Below are 17,243 nucleotides of genomic sequence, written 5' to 3' on the forward strand. Positions count from 1 at the left end.
CCCCATGCCGAACTCAGAAGTGAAACGAAACAGCGTCGATGATAGTGTGGCATTTGCCATGTGAAAGTAGAACATCGTCAGGGCCTTATTCAGAGAAACCCGTTGCAGCAATGCAGCGGGTTTTTTGCGTTTGGCGTTTTAAAATTATCAGCCTGGGTGCAATCAATTCATCCATGAAGTATCTCCCCTTCGCGCATCCATGCGCTCACTTCCTCGAACTGCGAAGCGGGGCTTCGGTTTCTCGTCACCCAAACTCAGAAGTGAAACGAAACAGCCGGATGGCCGGCCCCGGCTAGGCGCCCCCGGTCAAAGATAGTGTGGCATTTGCCATGTGAAAGTAGAACATCCTACTTCTTAGCGAGCCAGGGCCTTATTATACGAAGAACCCAGCCTAGTGCTGGGTTTTTTTCGTTTTAAAGACGTGATGTTCTATTTGAACGCCGAAGGCGGCCCGAAGGGCGGAGGGCAGGAGAGCCCGGAGTAAAGTAGGTCATCTTACTGCGTCACGAACCAGGCTCCTATTCAGAAAAACCCGCTCAATGCAGTGGGTTTTTTGCGTTTGGGGTTTTGAAAAGTGTTTGTAGCCTAGCGGAAATGAATTCAGTCATTCAGCTATCACCTTCCTTAGCCCTACACCTTAAAGTTAGGTAAAAAGTAGGGGAGTATGGTGTTTAAATGAGCTTCTATTTACTTGTTAATTAATCGGGGATTCAGCAAGTTAACTAATCTTGGGTAACCCTTTGCTTTGTTACTGGCTTTGTTTTAGGATCAGGGCATTCACACTAAGGTTTAAGACGACGTGATCCGTAATTTATTACTGCTACTTATAGTCCTTGGCGCTTGGCCATTGCAGGCAATTGAAGTTAAAGGCTTATATCAATATCGCCAGCCGGTGGAAGACAAAACCAGAGCTAGTCGCGCTACCGCCAGCCAAAATGCGCTGCTCAATGTTATCGTTAAAGTAACCGGCGACGCTGGAGCATCGGAAAACTCCACCGTGCGTGCCGCCTTGCCCGATATCGCCAACTACATGACCAAATATGAGTATGCGGACGACAAGGGACAAACGTATTTACGGGTGCAGTTCGACGGTAACAAGGTCAATGATTTAGTACGTGACGCTGGCTTACCCTTATGGGGTAATCGTCGTCCATTGGTCGTAATTTGGTTGGCAATTGAAGACGGTTGGCGTCGTGAGTTAATGACCGCAGATTCTTATCCGCAAATTCAAGAATTGCTTGCCGAACGAGCGTCCCGTCGCGGACTTCCCGTGGTGACGCCTTTATTGGATCTACAGGATCATCAGCATGTTACCGTTGCGGATGTATGGGGTAACTTCAGTGACTCGCTTGATATCGCCTCTGAACGTTATATGGCTGAGCGTGTCGTCTCTGCGCGCCTTTATAAGGATGACAATTCCGATGCTTGGGAGGTGGAGTGGCGATTCACCAATGAAGACCAATTTGAAGCTATTAAGCATAAAGGCGACCAGCAGCAGGTCGTGGTTGATATGGTCGATGCCCTGGCAAGTGCTTTGGCAAGCGAGTACGCCATTGATGCAAGCTCAAGTTATGAAGCGCAACAGCAAACCCTAAAACTCTATAATACCCGTACCTTTGTCGATATAGAGTATGCTTTGCGTCGATTAAAAAGCCTAAGCGTGGTGACCGATGCTGCGGTGACGCACATTAGTCAGGAACGCGTGGAAATACGTATTAGTCACACAGGTGGCGTGGAAGATCTCAAAAAAGCACTTACCCTTGACTCTTACTTTAGCGACTATCGCGATCCGCAGAAATTCTATTACTCCAATAGTAACGATGACTTAGAGTACGCGTGGCAATAACCTATGATGCTTAGCTCGCAATTAGCGCTGCCGGTTACCTTGCCCGATGATGAAACCTACGCCAGTTACTTTGGCGGGGAAGACTCACTGGAGGTTAATCATCTGCAGGCGGCTTTCAATCACCTAAACGAACAGTTTCAATACACCTATTTGTGCGGTTTAGGTGATTCTGGCAAGTCGCATTTGCTTTATGCAACCTGTGTTCACGCCCAGGAGCTAGGTCTTTCCAGTATGTTGTTATCACTCAGTGAAGTGCAGCATTATGGCCCTCAGGTGCTAGAGGGAGTCGATGCCCTCGATGTGGTTTGTATCGATGATTTACACCTTATAGCCGGTGATGAAGCCTGGGAAAAAGCCCTTTTTAACTTCTTTAACCGCTTTAACGAGCCGGGTAAGCTTTTGCTTATCTCCGCCGACCTGTTGCCAGATATGTTGCATTTGGATCTGCCGGATCTTGAGTCCCGCTTAAAGTGGGGCACGACCTTGCAAATCCGCTCCATGAGCGATGATGATAAGGCGCAGGCACTGACCAACAGAGCCAAGATGCGCGGCCTGGAACTATCCGATGAATGTGCGCGCTTCTTGCTGACTCGTCTTAGCCGGGACATGCGTGCACTTCTGGATGTGCTTGATACATTGGATCACGCATCCATGGCAGCACAGCGTAAGCTTACCATTCCTTTTATAAAAGCCACACTAAAGCTGTAGAAACAGCCGCTCGGGGCTAGAATCAACGCGGCCCTTTAGTTATCATAAGTGGCTAAATAAACACTTTAAATTATCACCCTAGTCAGGTATCCGATGAACTTAGAAGCGATTTTGGCTGACGCCTTAAAGGCGGTTGAATCAGCCAGCGAAATCGCGCACCTAGAAGATGTGCGCGTAAACTACCTTGGTAAGAAAGGTGAAATAACCGGGCTACTTAAAACACTTGGGCAAATGGCGCCAGAAGAGCGTAAGAGCGCAGGCCAAGTAATTAATCAGGCTAAGCAACAAGTTACTGAAGCAATCAACGTTAAACGTGAAGCATTGAGTGCGGCTGCGTTAGAGGCGAAACTTGCAGCCGAAACAATAGATGTCACTTTGCCGGGCCGTAACATGGCCGCGGGCGGTGTTCACCCGGTGACGCGCACTATCGAGCGTATCGAGTCCTTCTTTGGTGAGCTAGGCTTTGCCGTTAAGTCGGGCCCAGAGGTTGAAGACGACTTCCATAACTTTGATGCTTTGAATATTCCAGCTCATCACCCGGCACGAGCCGATCACGATACCTTCTATTTCAATCCTAAGCTGGTATTGCGTACGCAGACCAGTGGCGTACAAATTCGTACCATGGAAACCGAGCAACCGCCACTGCGCATTATCTCGCCTGGTCGCGTATATCGTAACGATTACGACCAAACCCATACGCCGATGTTCCACCAGGTTGAAGGCCTGATGGTGGACACAGACGTAAGCTTTACCGAGCTTAAAGGCATTCTGCACGACTTCCTTCGTAACTTCTTTGAAGAAGACATGGAAATCCGCTTCCGTCCCTCATACTTCCCATTCACCGAGCCTTCTGCGGAAGTAGATGTGAAGGGTAAAGACGGTAAATGGCTAGAGGTATTAGGCTGTGGCATGGTGCACCCGAACGTTTTACGTGCGGTAAACATCGACCCTGAAAAGTACACCGGCTTTGCTTTTGGTATGGGTGTAGAGCGCCTGACCATGCTGCGCTATGGCGTAACCGACTTACGCGCTTTCTTCGAAAATGATATGAAATTCCTAAACCAGTTCCGTTAAGAGGTCGTGATAAATGAAATTCAGTGAAAAGTGGTTACGCGAATGGGTTAACCCGGCCATCGACGCGAACGAACTGGCAGAGCAACTGTCCATGGCAGGCCTTGAGGTAGACGGCGTTGACGCCGCTGCGGGTCAATTTGAAGGCGTGGTTGTGGGTGAAGTGGTTGAGTGTGGCCAACACCCTGATGCAGATAAACTGCGTGTTACCAAGGTTAACGTAGGTGAAGACGAACTACTCGATATCGTGTGTGGTGCGCCAAACTGTCGCCAAGGCCTCAAAGTGGCCGTAGCAAAAGTGGGCGCGGTACTTCCTGGCGACTTTAAAATCAAAAAAGCCAAGCTACGCGGCCAGCCTTCACACGGCATGTTATGTGCGTTTGTAGAATTGGGTATCAGCGAAGAAGGCGACGGCATCATGGAGTTGCCTCTTGATGCGCCTATCGGTCAGGATTTACGTGAATACCTGGCTCTTGACGACAAGATTATCGATGTTGATTTAACGCCTAACCGAAGCGACTGTTTAGGTATTAAAGGCCTGGCTCGTGAAGTGGGTGTACTAAATAACCTGGACGTTAAAGAGCTTGAAATTCCTGCGGTTGAACCAACAATCGACGACAAAATTAGCATCGAGCTGGTTAATGAAGAAGCCTGTCCGTGTTACCTTGGCCGTGTGCTTAAGGGCATTAACCTGGATGCGCAAACACCACTGTGGATGGTTGAAAAGCTTCGTCGCAGCGGCATTCGTTCAATCGATCCGGTTGTAGATGTAACCAACTATGTGTTGATTGAGCTGGGTCACCCAATGCACGCCTTTGATCTTAATGCCATTGAAGGTGGCATCAAGGTACGTAGCGCGAACGCCGGTGAAGAACTGGTATTGCTTGACGGAAACACAGCGAAATTAAACGAGTCGACTTTAGTGATCGCCGATCATAACAAAGCCCTGGCCATGGCCGGTATCTTTGGTGGCGAGCACTCGGGTGTAACCGAAGAGACCTCAGATATTCTGCTTGAAAGTGCTTTCTTCAACCCAGTTGCGATTGCCGGTCAGGCGCGCAGCTATGGTTTACACACCGATGCCTCACACCGCTATGAGCGTGGTGTGGATTTCGCCCTGCAGCGCGACGCTATGGAGCGTGCCACCGCATTGTTGCTTGAAATCGTTGGCGGTCAGGCTGGCCCTATCGTAGAAGCGGTTGCCCCTGAGCAATTGCCTAAGGTCACGGCCGTAACGCTTCGTCGCGAGCGTCTCGATCGTGTCATCGGTTATCATATCGATGATGAAACGGTCACCAATATCCTGCGCCGCCTGGGCCTGGATGTACAGTTCGAAAACAACACCTGGCAGGCGGATGTGCCTAGCTACCGTTTTGATATTCGCATCGAAGAAGACCTAATCGAAGAAGTGGCTCGTGTTTTTGGTTACAACAATATTCCTAACGAGGCACCGTTAGCCAAGTTGAATATGACCCGCCACAATGAAGCCGATGTTGCCATCAAGCGTATGCGCGACACCCTGGTAACCCGTGGCTATCAAGAAGCCATTACCTATAGCTTCGTTGATCCTAAAGTGCAAAATGCCATTCACGGCGAAGACAATAGCCTGGTTTTACCACACCCGATTTCAATCGAAATGTCGGTGATGCGTAAGTCTTTGATGCCGGGTCTACTTAACACCTTGGTGTATAACCAGAACCGTCAACAGCCGCGCATTCGTTTCTTCGAGCAAGGACTGAAGTTCATAGCCGATGAGCAAGCCGAAAATGGTGTATTGCAGCAGGCCGTGATCGGTGGCGTGGTAGCAGGCAGCTGTTACGGTGAGCATTGGCACCTAGATAGCCGTGCCGCGGATTTCTACGATGTCAAAGGTGATGTAGAAGCCTTGTTGGCGCTGTGTAATGACAGTGCGCGCTTTAGCTTTAAGGCTCAGGTGTGTGATGGTTTACACCCAGGTCAAAGCGCGGCCATTTACGCCGATGGCGTACAAGTTGGTTTTATCGGTGCATTGCACCCGCAGTTGCATAAGCAACTGGGCATTAATGGCACCGCGTTTGTATTCGAAATTGAAATAGCCGCGCTAAATAACCGCGTGCTGCCACAGGCAAAGGCTATTTCTAAGTTCCCATCGAACCGTCGCGATATCGCTATTTTAGTCAAAGACGAGGTGAAAGCCGGTGATGTTTTGGCCGCGATAGAAAAAGTTGGCGGAAATCAATTGGTTGACCTAAACTTATTCGATGTGTATAAGGGCAAAGGTATAGAGCCAGATTATAAGAGTTTGGCGATTGCTCTGACACTACAAGCGGTTGATAGAACGCTCGAAGAGAAAGATATCAACCTAGTTGTCGACAACGTCGTAGCCACTTTGGCTAAAGAGTTTAATGCATCGTTGAGGGACTAGATATGGCGCTTACCAAAGCCGACATAGCTGAACACCTATTTGAGAAGTTGGGGATCAATAAGAAGGATGCCAAAGAACTAGTTGAAGCGTTTTTTGAAGAAATCCGCTCAGCTTTAGAGAATGGGGAGCAGATCAAGCTTTCTGGCTTTGGCAATTTTGATCTTCGCGATAAGAAAGAGCGACCGGGTCGTAACCCAAAAACCGGAGAGGATATTCCTATTTCGGCGCGCCGTGTGGTTACCTTCAGGCCCGGGCAAAAACTGAAAACCCGTGTTGAAGTCGGTACCAGTAAGCTTGAATCTTAATAACAAAAAGCAGCCTTAGGGCTGCTTTTTTAATGCCTAAAACGGCAGACATTAGCTGTTTGTGCGCTTATTTTTGCTGTCAGCGTCTGGTGCTATGTTTTCTACAGCTGATATCTCCAGCCCCTATACCTCAATTTACCATCGCCCATTCTTAGGGTATTTAGTTAAAGCCAACTAGAGGTGGTTATTGTCGGCGCTTTGCATTAGAATATGGGCGCCCGGCAACAGGCATATTGTCCTTGATCACGCTCTCACTTTGTGGTCTGAACAATGGAATGCTGGGGTTGATATCCGTTCAAAACAAATTTCAAAGGCAGAAACAATGACCTTATCTCACGAGCAAGAATACTTAAACAGCTGGCAGGAACGCCAAGACTTCGCTGAAAGTATGCAACCTATTATTGGTAAACTGTACCGCAACCGTGGTATCGAAATTGCTGTATATGGCCGTCCGCTAGTAAGCGCCAGTACTATCGATATCATCAAAGCGCACAAAACCGTCGCTCAATTTGAAGATTCAAAACTGCGTTTACGTGAAAGCTTCCCATTCCTAGAAGCCATTAGCAAAATGGAGTTAAACTCTGCTCGTATCGATATCGGTAAGTTAGCTTATAACTACCTATACAAAGATGCAGCCAATGGTCGCTCTGTTGAAGAATACCTAAACGATGAACTGGCTGAAATCGTTAACGCCGGTTCAGCAAAAGAGCCACGCGACGTAGTACTTTACGGTTTCGGTCGTATCGGTCGTCTGCTAGCTCGTCTACTTATCGAAAAATCAGGTCCTTACGCTGATCTTCGCCTTCGTGCCATCGTAGTTCGTGGCGGTAAAGACGGTGACCTTGAAAAGCGTGCCAGCCTGTTGCGTCGTGATTCAATCCACGGTCCTTTCAACGGTTCAATCACTGTTGATACCGAGCGTAATGCCATTAAAGCAAACGGCAGCTACATCCAGGTTATCTACGCTAACTCACCAAGCGAAGTTGATTACACAGCTTATGGCATCAAGGATGCACTTGTTGTTGATAACACAGGTATCTGGAAAGACGAAGCTGGCCTGGGCCAACACCTTGAAGCAAAAGGCGCGGCAAAAGTACTACTTACCGCTCCTGCTAAAGGCGATATCAAGAACATCGTATACGGTGTTAACAACCAGGATATCAAACCTGAAGACAAGATCGTGTGTGCGGCAAGCTGTACTACTAACGCCATCACACCAACCTTGAAGGCTCTTAACGACAAGTTCGGTATTAAAAATGGTCACGTTGAAACGGTACACTCGTACACCAACGACCAAAACCTAATCGACAACTACCACAAGGCCGAGCGTCGTGGTCGTGCTGCGGCATTGAACATGGTTATTACCTCTACCGGTGCGGCTAAAGCGGTATCTAAAGCGCTTCCAGAGCTAGAAGGCAAACTAACTGGTAACGCTATCCGCGTACCTACGCCTAACGTTTCAATGGCTATTTTGAACCTGAACCTTGAAACTGCAACAAACGTTGAAGAGCTAAATGCCTTCCTACGTGACACTGCACTATACTCTGACCTGCGCGACCAAATCGATTACACAGCGTCGACAGAAATCGTGTCTACTGACCTTGTAGGCAGCCGTTACGCCGGTGTTGTTGACTCGCAAGCAACGATTGTTGACGGTGACCGCGTAGTACTTTACGTTTGGTACGATAACGAATTCGGTTACAGCTGTCAGGTTGTACGTTGTATGCAAGACATGGCTGAGGTTACTCACCCAAGCTTGCCACGCTAATAAGCGTAAAGAACAAGACTAGCCGACACCGAGTGTCGGCTTTTTTATTGCTAATACTGACTTTCCCAGCATTAGAGTGAGGGAAGGGCCAGGCTATTGCACTAATGCCAATTCTGTTAAGTATGTGATCAGAGATAGCGCTGGATAAATGATGTGATAACAAGGCGGAGTTTTTCTTATATAGTATTCTACATAGAAAAATTCCAACGCAGTTAGCACGATATTTAGCCCGCTAGAATGATTGGCTATTTAAGTGAATTGGTATAACTATAAGGATCAGCAATGAAGATCACCAGTAATTTCGACAGTGGTAATATCAAGGTTATCGCTTGTGAAAACCCGATGAATATCCAGCTAGAGATCAATAAGGACAACCAGTCTGATTTTTATCAGTGGTTCCACTTTCGCCTAGAGACCACGGCATTTGTTGAGCATCGTATTCAGATCAATGAGTTGGCGCAGTCAGCTTATCCAGAAGGCTGGGACGATTACCAGGCAGTGGCCTCATACGACCGTCAAACCTGGTTCCGCGTGCCTACCCGTTATGAAGACGGAAGCCTAGTCATCGACGTTGAGCCTGAATGTTCACAGATGTTCTTCGCTTACTTTGCGCCGTATAGCTATGATCGCCACTTGGATTTAGTGTATTGGGCACAAAGCCATGCTATTTGTGAAGCGCAAAACCTGGGCCTAACCCTGGACGGTCGTGATATGACGGTTCTACGCATCGGTGAGCCGAGTGCAGAAAAGAAAAACATCTGGATCACCGCACGTCAACACCCGGGCGAAACCATGGCCGAATGGTTCGTTGAAGGCTTGCTACACAAGCTACTGGACGACGAAGACCCCCATGCGGCAGCCTTATTATGCAAGGCCGTGTTCTACATAGTGCCGAACATGAACCCAGACGGCAGCGTGCGTGGCCACCTGCGCACCAATGCAGCCGGTGTGAATCTAAACCGTGAATGGGCAACCCCAAGCATGGAAAAGAGCCCGGAAGTATTCTTGGTGTTGAATAAAATGCGTGAGGTAGGCCTGGATATGTATTTGGATATCCACGGCGATGAAGCCCTGCCTTACAACTTTGTTGCCGGCAGTGAAGGGATCCCAAGCTATGATGCGCGCCTGGAAGAGTTAGAAAACACCTTTAAGCAAGCGTTGTTGACCATCACGCCAGAGTTCCAGGATGAGTTCGGCTACGATAAAGATGCGCCAGGCGAGGCCAACTTGACCGTGGCATCTTGCGCCGTGGGAGAAGAGTTTAAGGCCTTGGCCTACACGGTAGAAATGCCGTTTAAAGATAACGCCAACCTGCCAGATCTAGATTATGGTTGGTCTGATCGCCGCTCTTATCAGTTTGGCCAGGATACCCTAAGCGCCATCGTTGCTGTGGTCGATAAGTTGAGATAATGCGCTAATGCATGGGCATAAGTCATGTCGAGTGCCCATTTAACAGCTTAGCAGCCAATTAAGGCATGCGTCGTATCACGGCCCATGCCTTTTTTATTACTTTTAACATGGTCAGGATGAATTCTGGTTATACTAGTTTAACGTATTCAAATTAAACGACTTTTATTGTTGAAATACGTGCCAGCAGACACCCAAATGCAGTTGGATTGAAAATTAACTGTTAACAAACTTGGGTGGTATAAGTTAATATTCCAAAGGTTGAAGAGTGGGGTAAGTGTGCTAACCGATCCTCACTGCCTTATGTCCCGCATTCTCAGTATCGTAACTAAGAATAAAAAATATAATTATAGAGGATATCCATGGAAGCTTTTGTAAGCGCCGTTAATGACGTTGTGTGGAGTAGTGCACTCATTTATCTCTGTCTAGGCGCAGGTCTATTTTATTCCTTACTAACCCGTTTTGCGCAAGTAAGACATTTCAAAGAAATGTGGAAGTTGCTGCTGAGCTCGAATGAATCAAGTAAAGGTATCTCATCTTTTCAAGCCTTAGCCGTTTCATTATCCGGACGCGTAGGCGTAGGTAACATTGCCGGTGTCGCCGCGGCGATTGGTTTTGGTGGTCCTGGCGCTATTTTTTGGATGTGGGTCGTGGCATTTTTGGGTGCCAGCACCGCCTATGCCGAATCTACCCTAGGCCAAATTTATAAAACAGAAGAAGATGGGCAATACCGTGGTGGCCCAGCTTTTTATTTTGACCGTTGTTTGCAGCAAAAATGGCTGGCTATCTTATTTGCAGTCTCTGCCATCGTTGCCTGTGGCGTGTTTTTACCGGGTGTGCAGGCGAATGCGGTTGGTAATGCCTTTACCGAGGTATTTGGCCACGGTGAAATGGTGACTACGAGCTTTGGTGAGGTAGGAACCTTTAAACTCGTTGCTTTGGCTATTATTCTGATTGTTCTCGCATTTATTATCTTTGGTGGGATTAAACGTATCGCCCACTTCACTCAAATTGTCGTGCCGTTTATGGCCTTGGGTTACATTGTTCTGGCCTTGATCGTGGTCTTCCTAAACCTGGATAAAGTGCCGGGTATCTTCTCATTAATCGTTTCCGATGCCTTTACCGCACAAGCCGGTTTTGGTGCGGCGATTGGCTGGGGTGTAAAACGCGGAATTTATTCGAATGAAGCAGGCCAGGGTACCGGTCCTCATGCAGCCGCGGCCGCTGAAGTTGACCATCCTGCGCAGCAGGGTCTGGTGCAAGCCTTCTCTGTGTATGTGGATACTATCTTCGTGTGTACGGCGACGGCGTTAATGATCCTGATTACCCAGCAGTACAATGTGGTTGGTGAACTACCTGCGGGCCAATTTATCGTGCAAAATGTGGATGCGGCAACCGAAATTGGCTCTGCGGCATTTACCCAAATGGCTTTGTTTAAAGTGTTTGGTGACTTTGGCCATGCCTTTGTCGGTATTGCTTTATTCTTCTTCGCATTTACCACCATACTGGCGTACTACTACATTGCCGAAACCAACGTGGCCTACTTAAACCGTTACTTCAAAGGCAACATCCCAATCGTGATTGTGAAGTTGGTGATCATGTTTATGGTTTCATATGGCATGGTTAACAGCTCAGGTTATATCTGGAATATCGGTGACATTGGTGTAGGCCTGATGGCGTGGATCAACATTGTTGGTATCTTGGCTATTCTGTTTGTCGCCAAGCCGGCGTTGACCTGCTTGCGTGATTACGAAGATCAGAAGAAAGCGGGCGGTAAAGTGACATTTGACCCGGTAAAATTAGGCATTAAAAACGCCACCTTCTGGGAAGAGCGCCTTGCCAAGCAATCAAAAGATGCTGAGTAAATAGGTTCATTTTGTTGATGTAGAGGTGTAGCTCACCCCCATTTTTGAATCTCGGCATTTACCTTAAATTCAAAAAAGACATCGACAAATAAAACCAGTACAATGAGGCGCCAAGTGGCGCCTTTTTTATTTGGCGCGCAATTGCATCTAGGAGTAAGCATGGCCATAATTTCATGTCCGCAATGTCAAAAATCGATATCCGACAAACATAAAGCCTGTCCCCATTGCAATGCCGCTTTTGGCGAGATGGATGCTGAAACCAAAAGTCGATTGGCGGCGCGTACCAAAACGCAAAAACAGCAGTCGCTGATGAACCAATCTTTTATCGCCTTAATCCTTTTCCTCGGTGGCTTTTTAGTCCTTTACTGGCAACATCCGGTGCCCGGCTCATGGCAGCAAACAGCCTGTTATGGCACCATTGCCATTGGTGTCGTCTGGTACCTAGTTAACCGCGTTCGTTTAGTGTTTTTGAAAAGAAAGAAATTATGAATATTGACCAGTTAGTCCAGTCTATTACCCCAGAAGTATACGAACGTCTGCAATACGGCGCCGCAACCGGCAAGTGGCCAGACGGCAGCCCGTTAAGCGAACAACAAAAAGAGCAAACCGTGCAATTAGTCATGCTCTATCAAGCCAAGGTGCTCAAAAGCGACGAGCAGTTCACCGTTGGCGCCGACGGCCAGTTGGTGCAAAAGTCTAAGAAAGAATTAAAGCAGCAATTTAAGGCCGAAAACGAAATAGCTAGGTTCAGTGAAAATGATCTTTAAACAGTTGTTCCAACCCAAGTGGAAGCATCCAAAAGAAACCACTCGCCTGGGAGCTTTAGCCCAGTTGGATAAACAACAGGATGCACACATCATCACTGCACTGGCGTGTGAAGACCCCAGCGTCAATGTGCGTACCGCAGCGCTGAAAAAGCTTAATGATGTCGCTTTGTGGTGGCAGGCCTGCCAACAGGATGGAGAGCCAAGCATTAAACGTCTGGCCAATCAAAAAGTGGCCGAGGCCATTTTAGCCAGCCCTAATGCACTGAGCGACGCCGATAAAGAGCGTTATATCGAGCGTTTTGCCGCTGATAAAACCCTGGAACAACTGGCGCTGCAAGAAAAAACTGCGGCCATTAAAATTAAGCTGTTAACCCGCTTAAATAAAGCGCCCTTGGTGGAGCAGGTCTTCCGTAGTGCCGATGAGACCTTACAGTTGCAATTGTTCGAGCTGGTCCTCAAATTACAGCTGACGGAAAAACTGCTTAAGGTCGCCAAGGGCGAGGCCAAGCAAAAACTGCAGGACGTCATTGATGAGCAGCAGCGTCAGGCGCAGATGCCGGTTGAGGTGGCCGAGCAGGCCAAGTTGATTCTTGCCAAGCTGAACGCCTTGCGTGACAAAACTGACTATCAGCTGGTTAGCGGGCAATTTTCACAACTTCAAAAGCAGTATCAGCAGTTGGAGCTTGAATGGCTGGATGAAGAGCTACGTGGGCAAACACAACAAAAGTTTACGCAACTGGCGGCCAAACTAACTTCCCATAGCGATAAGCTAAAAGTTGCCTTTGAACAACAGCAAGAACAGCAGTTAGCTAAACAGCGCAGCGTACTCGCCCTGGCCAATCTCAGTGCCTTGGCCGAAGAGATCAGCAATGCCATGGCGCTGCGTTTTGACGGTAACGAGCAAATTCAAACCGATTGGCTTCATGCCAAGGTGGCGCAGGCCAAAGACATGCTGCAAAGTGAAGACTTGCAGGCCGGCACCGAGCTGCAAAGCCAGCAGCAGGAATTAGTGCGCTTATTTAAGCAGGTAGAGCAGCTCGCAGCCTACGAACAAGACGTGGATGCCCTGCGTGAGCAGCTTGCCAGCTACAGCAGTTTACGTGCCCCTGACGAGGTCAGTGAACTGGATGCGGCCATTAGCGCCGAAGCCGAGTTGCGAGCACAACTACAACAGGCCATTAAGGCACTCCCTAAAGAGCTGGCAGCGCTTTGGCAGCAACAGTTTTCGCACGCCCGCAAGCACTGGCAGAGCCAGAGTGACGCCCTAATGCAGGAGCAAAAGCAACTGCAGAATGCGGCGCGTAAAAAGGCGCGAGATATTCGTCGCCTGATCAACCAGGGCCGCTATCGCGTTGCCTTTGGCGTGTTCAATGGCCTACAGGAAATCTTTGAGCAACTGGCCGAACATTTTCAAAACGATATCAGTCGCGAATACGAAGGCCTTGCGCAAACCCTGAGTGAAGCCAAAGATTGGCACCAGTACGCCGGCGAAGCACAACAAGAGCAGTTACTAGAAGCCGCCAAAGCGCTGGCAAACGGCGACTGCGATGATGCCAACGAGCGCTTGGCGCAAGTGAAGCGTTTGCGTAAAAGCTGGCAGCTGTTGGGGCCAGAGGTGGCGCAGCAGGCGAAAGACGAATTCGAACAGGCGATCGAGGCGGCATTTGCCCCTTGTCGCGATTATTTTGCCGAGCAACAAAAGCTTAAAGAGCAGGCAATTGCCGAGCGCGAACAGCTCATTGCGCAAATGACCAGTCTGGGCGAGCGCAGCGGTGAGCTTGAAATTCGAGAGCTCGAGCACCAGTTCAATGCCCTATTAAAACAATGGCGCGCGGCTAAGCAGTTAGAAAGTAAGCTTTATCACAAACTCAATAAAGCATTTAGCAATGCTCAAGGGAATATGGGCGAGCGCGTTGCTAACTTCTATCAAGACAATGCGAATGCCAAAGCGGCGCTTTTACAGCGAGCGGAAGAGCTGCAAAGCCAAGACGATGTGTTTGCGGCTACGCAAACGCTAAAAGAGCTGCAACAACAGTGGCAGCAAATCGGCTTTGCTGGCAATAGCAAAGAGCGTAAGTTATGGCAGGCGTTTCGCCGCGTAAACGATAGTATCTTTAGTCAGCGCGATGCAGCTAAGGCACAGCAACATCAGGCCCATGCCGAGCAAAAAGCCGAGCAGGTGAGTGCCCTTGAGGCGCTGGAGCAACAACTGGCGCAAGCGCAAAGCAATGCGGATTTGCAACAGCTGCGCAATGATGTGCAGCAGCTGCAATTAGTGCGTGAGCTACAGGGGCGACAGAAAAACTTAGTGGCCCGCATTGAGGCGGCGTTGAATGCTAAAGAGCAGGCACAGCAAACCCGTCATCTGCAGGAATTGCGTGCAAGTTTGGCTCAGGGACAGGCGCTGCCAACAGACTGGCTGAATGATTCGCGCCTTGAGCTAAGCAGTGAGCAGATAGTACTTCGCCTGGAAATTGCCAATAATCTGGCCAGCCCTGAGTCACTTTCGGCACAGCGCATGCAGGAGCAAGTCAATATGCTCGATGCCAAACATCATGGCGTTGAGTACAGCACCGATGAGCTGTTACTTGCCTGGGTAGCCAAGGCGGGTGTTGACGAGCAAGGTATTTGTCAGGGTGACGCTCAAGAGCGTGAGCGCATCCTAGTAGTATTAGATAAGATGGTATCAGTATGAAGCAATGGATAATGGGTATGGTGCTGGCTTGTGTCGCCTTGTTAGGTGGCTGCGCCAGTCATGCACCTTTGAGTGTTTTTTCACTAACGAGTGGCGAGTTGGAGCAAAGCCTGCTGCAACAAAGTGATCGTTATGGCGCCAATGCCACCGTAATGGGTGTGCCCATGGAGCTGACGGTGAATGATATTGGTGTGCAAATTGGCCCCGAGCAGAGCCCTAATGGCATTGAGCTCGCGCTGGATAATACGGTGATGATGCAGGCCTTGGCACTTAAGGTGCCGGTGCGCGTGCGCTTAAATATCGCCGCTGTGCCTTATTTTAATGGTGATGAAGATGCCATCTATTTGCAGGATTTTAAAATCCTCAATGCCGATATCGATGCCATGGGCTACCGCGGTAAGTTGGCGCCTCTGTCCGAAGAGGTGCAGCAATTATTGACTCAGGCGTTGAGCCAATATCCGGTGTACAGCCTGAATAAGCAAGACCCTAAACAGGCCTTGCTGGCACGCTTTAAACTCGCTTTAGAGGTTAATCCAGGGGTGATCACCCTGACTTCGGGCCTTTAATTGCATTAAACCTTGCGAAATTGTGTGGGCAAGCCCTAAAATGACGACATATCGTCACTTGCTCGCACATTTCCATGGACTCTTCATTAAAACATTTTCTTCACGATCCCCGTCTATTGCTTGATGCCGCCGGCGAGGGCATTTACGGTTTCGATCTCAGTGGTAATGCGGTATTTATTAACCCCGCCGCAGAGCGCATGACCGGCTGGCAGGCAGACGAGCTACTGGGCAAAAAGATCCATCAGTTTCATCACCACAGTCACGCAGACGGCAGTGAGTATCCGGCCGATCAATGCCCCATTTATCGCACCATGTTCGACGGTCAAACCCGTCAGGTAAGCAATGAGGTTTTCTGGCGTAAGGATGGCAGCCAGTTCCCCGTTGAATACACCTCCACGCCTATTTATAAGGACTCCCAGCTGATTGGCGCAGTGGCGATATTTCGTGACGTATCGACCCAACGCAGTACCGAGCACGCTTTGCGTGAGGCGCTGCAAAGGGTGAGTCAGCTTAGCGAGCAATTGCAGGCGGAGAATCGTTATCTGTTAGAAGAGCTCAACGCGGATTGGCAGAATGGTGATCTGGTCGGTCAGTCGGCGCCATTTCGCACCATGATGCAGCAGATTGATCTGGTGGCACAAACCGATGCCAGCGTCTTGATCCTCGGTGAAAACGGCACCGGCAAGGAGCTGGTGGCGCGCCACCTCCATGCCCAAAGTGAGCGCCGTGATGCTCCATTAGTTAAGGTCAACTGCGCCGTATTTGCCGAAAGCCTGCTGGAGTCCGAGCTCTTTGGCCATGAAAAGGGCGCCTTTACCGGCGCCGCCCAAAGGCGCAAAGGGCGCTTTGAGCTGGCCGACGGCGGCACCTTGTTTCTCGATGAAATTGCCGAGCTGCCCATGGCGGCTCAAGGCAAGCTGTTGCGGGTGTTGCAGGAGCAGGAGTTCGAACGCTTAGGAGGGCAGGAGACCATCAAGGTGGATATTCGCCTGATTGCCGCCACCAACCGGGATCTGTGGCAAATGGTGCAGCAGGGCACGTTTCGTATGGATCTCTATTATCGCCTTAATGTATTCCCCTTAACCGTACCGCCGCTGCGCGAGCGCATTGAGGATATGGAGCTGCTGGTGGCCCAGCTACTGACTAAGCTATCGCAGAAGTTAACCCGTAGTTTCACCGGGATCAGTAAGAAAAGTTTGGCCATGCTTAAGCGCTATTCCTGGCCGGGCAATATCCGTGAGCTGCAAAATACCCTGGAGCGCGCGGCCATTTTAAGCCCGGGGCCGATTTTGCAAATACCCAGCTTGATGCTGGACGATGCAGCAGGGGAGCCTGTTCACGATGCGATGCCAACCTTGGCCGAACACGAAAAGCAATATATCGAAGAGGTGTTAAGCCAATGTCAGGGCCGTATTAATGGCCGTGGCGGCGCCGCAGAAGTTTTGGCACTGGCACCAAGTACCTTGCGCTCAAAGATGAAGAAGCTTGGGATCTGCCGCGGATAGTTTGAGTCTCGCCGATTTAGCCAAGGCCGCGCCGGCAATATCCAGGGCGCTAAGATTTGTGTAGCCCTGCTCAATCAGTTGATCGACCAGTACCGACGCGCCACCGCCCACGTCAATAATTGGCGCAGAGGGCTCAAGATGACACTTGGCTATCAGTTCCAGCGAGATGGCAGGCTTTAACTGAAACCAACTGACTTCTGTTGCTGCTTTTTGCTTATAGACGTTTTGCCAATGGGCCTTTCTGTCCAGATCTTGCACTAACTGCTCCAAAATCATATGTAACGCCCGCATAATGGGCGGATTAAGCTTGGCTAAAATTAGCGAGGAACGAGCACA

Annotated in this window: 14 protein-coding genes; 13 read left to right on the forward strand and 1 reads right to left on the reverse strand. The window is 49.3% G+C overall.

Annotated features, from left to right (window positions below):
* Positions 1 to 799 precede the first annotated feature (799 nt).
* The 13 genes from C2M29_RS09270 (at position 800) to C2M29_RS09330 (ending at position 16,907) form a co-directional block, all read left to right on the forward strand.
* Positions 800 to 1,846, forward strand: a complete 1,047-nt coding sequence (locus C2M29_RS09270; protein WP_105189515.1) for a DUF2066 domain-containing protein — start codon at positions 800 to 802, stop codon at positions 1,844 to 1,846.
* A 6-nt stretch (positions 1,847 to 1,852) separates the two neighbouring features.
* Entirely contained in the window at positions 1,853 to 2,554 is a 702-nt protein-coding gene (gene hda / locus C2M29_RS09275) for a DnaA regulatory inactivator Hda (protein WP_105190227.1), read from the forward strand.
* A gap of 93 nt (positions 2,555 to 2,647) precedes the next feature.
* A complete protein-coding gene (gene pheS, locus C2M29_RS09280; protein ID WP_105189516.1) occupies positions 2,648 to 3,628 on the forward strand; it encodes a phenylalanine--tRNA ligase subunit alpha in 981 nt (326 codons plus the stop codon).
* A gap of 13 nt (positions 3,629 to 3,641) precedes the next feature.
* Positions 3,642 to 6,029 (forward strand): phenylalanine--tRNA ligase subunit beta, encoded by a 2,388-nt coding sequence (pheT, locus tag C2M29_RS09285; protein WP_105189517.1) that lies wholly within the window; start codon positions 3,642 to 3,644, stop codon positions 6,027 to 6,029.
* A gap of 2 nt (positions 6,030 to 6,031) precedes the next feature.
* Positions 6,032 to 6,334 carry an integration host factor subunit alpha gene (ihfA, locus tag C2M29_RS09290; protein ID WP_105189518.1) on the forward strand — a complete coding sequence of 101 codons (303 nt, stop codon included), beginning with the start codon at positions 6,032 to 6,034 and terminating at the stop codon, positions 6,332 to 6,334.
* Positions 6,335 to 6,656: 322 nt separating this feature from the next.
* Positions 6,657 to 8,102, forward strand: coding sequence for a glyceraldehyde-3-phosphate dehydrogenase (locus tag C2M29_RS09295; protein WP_105189519.1), 1,446 nt, complete (start codon positions 6,657 to 6,659; stop codon positions 8,100 to 8,102).
* A 282-nt stretch (positions 8,103 to 8,384) separates the two neighbouring features.
* Positions 8,385 to 9,512, forward strand: a complete 1,128-nt coding sequence (locus C2M29_RS09300; RefSeq protein WP_105189520.1) for a M14 family metallopeptidase — start codon at positions 8,385 to 8,387, stop codon at positions 9,510 to 9,512.
* A gap of 359 nt (positions 9,513 to 9,871) precedes the next feature.
* Positions 9,872 to 11,374 (forward strand): alanine/glycine:cation symporter family protein, encoded by a 1,503-nt coding sequence (locus C2M29_RS09305; RefSeq protein ID WP_105189521.1) that lies wholly within the window; start codon positions 9,872 to 9,874, stop codon positions 11,372 to 11,374.
* 159 nt (positions 11,375 to 11,533) lie between these two features.
* Positions 11,534 to 11,863, forward strand: a complete 330-nt coding sequence (locus C2M29_RS09310) for a hypothetical protein (RefSeq protein ID WP_105189522.1) — start codon at positions 11,534 to 11,536, stop codon at positions 11,861 to 11,863.
* Positions 11,860 to 12,141: a YeaC family protein gene (locus C2M29_RS09315; protein WP_105189523.1), complete on the forward strand. Its 282-nt coding sequence runs from the start codon at positions 11,860 to 11,862 to the stop codon at positions 12,139 to 12,141. Before C2M29_RS09310 ends, C2M29_RS09315 begins: the two co-directional genes overlap by 4 nt.
* Entirely contained in the window at positions 12,131 to 14,836 is a 2,706-nt protein-coding gene (locus C2M29_RS09320) for a DUF349 domain-containing protein (protein WP_105189524.1), read from the forward strand. Before C2M29_RS09315 ends, C2M29_RS09320 begins: the two co-directional genes overlap by 11 nt.
* Entirely contained in the window at positions 14,833 to 15,402 is a 570-nt protein-coding gene (locus C2M29_RS09325) for a DUF1439 domain-containing protein (RefSeq protein ID WP_105189525.1), read from the forward strand. Before C2M29_RS09320 ends, C2M29_RS09325 begins: the two co-directional genes overlap by 4 nt.
* 74 nt (positions 15,403 to 15,476) lie before the next feature.
* On the forward strand, positions 15,477 to 16,907 hold the full coding sequence (locus C2M29_RS09330) for a sigma-54 interaction domain-containing protein (RefSeq protein WP_105189526.1): 1,431 nt from the start codon (positions 15,477 to 15,479) through the stop codon (positions 16,905 to 16,907).
* Here C2M29_RS09330 and C2M29_RS09335 read toward each other — a convergent pair.
* A complete protein-coding gene (locus C2M29_RS09335; protein ID WP_105189527.1) occupies positions 16,872 to 17,183 on the reverse strand; it encodes a hypothetical protein in 312 nt (103 codons plus the stop codon). The genes C2M29_RS09330 and C2M29_RS09335 overlap by 36 nt on opposite strands.
* Between the last annotated feature and the right edge of the window lie 60 nt (positions 17,184 to 17,243).

The organism is Pseudoalteromonas sp. T1lg48 (genome assembly GCF_002964785.1).
Taxonomy (GTDB): Bacteria; Pseudomonadota; Gammaproteobacteria; order Enterobacterales; family Alteromonadaceae; genus Pseudoalteromonas.

Coding starts and splice junctions, on each gene's coding strand:
- hda (WP_105190227.1), top strand. CDS start 1,853: ATGCTTAGCTCGCAATTAGCGCTGCCGGTTACCTTGCCCGATGATGAA.
- pheS (WP_105189516.1), top strand. CDS start 2,648: ATGAACTTAGAAGCGATTTTGGCTGACGCCTTAAAGGCGGTTGAATCA.
- pheT (WP_105189517.1), top strand. CDS start 3,642: ATGAAATTCAGTGAAAAGTGGTTACGCGAATGGGTTAACCCGGCCATC.
- ihfA (WP_105189518.1), top strand. CDS start 6,032: ATGGCGCTTACCAAAGCCGACATAGCTGAACACCTATTTGAGAAGTTG.
- C2M29_RS09295 (WP_105189519.1), top strand. CDS start 6,657: ATGACCTTATCTCACGAGCAAGAATACTTAAACAGCTGGCAGGAACGC.
- C2M29_RS09300 (WP_105189520.1), top strand. CDS start 8,385: ATGAAGATCACCAGTAATTTCGACAGTGGTAATATCAAGGTTATCGCT.
- C2M29_RS09305 (WP_105189521.1), top strand. CDS start 9,872: ATGGAAGCTTTTGTAAGCGCCGTTAATGACGTTGTGTGGAGTAGTGCA.
- C2M29_RS09310 (WP_105189522.1), top strand. CDS start 11,534: ATGGCCATAATTTCATGTCCGCAATGTCAAAAATCGATATCCGACAAA.
- C2M29_RS09315 (WP_105189523.1), top strand. CDS start 11,860: ATGAATATTGACCAGTTAGTCCAGTCTATTACCCCAGAAGTATACGAA.
- C2M29_RS09320 (WP_105189524.1), top strand. CDS start 12,131: ATGATCTTTAAACAGTTGTTCCAACCCAAGTGGAAGCATCCAAAAGAA.
- C2M29_RS09325 (WP_105189525.1), top strand. CDS start 14,833: ATGAAGCAATGGATAATGGGTATGGTGCTGGCTTGTGTCGCCTTGTTA.
- C2M29_RS09330 (WP_105189526.1), top strand. CDS start 15,477: ATGGACTCTTCATTAAAACATTTTCTTCACGATCCCCGTCTATTGCTT.
- C2M29_RS09335 (WP_105189527.1), bottom strand. CDS start 17,183: ATGATTTTGGAGCAGTTAGTGCAAGATCTGGACAGAAAGGCCCATTGG.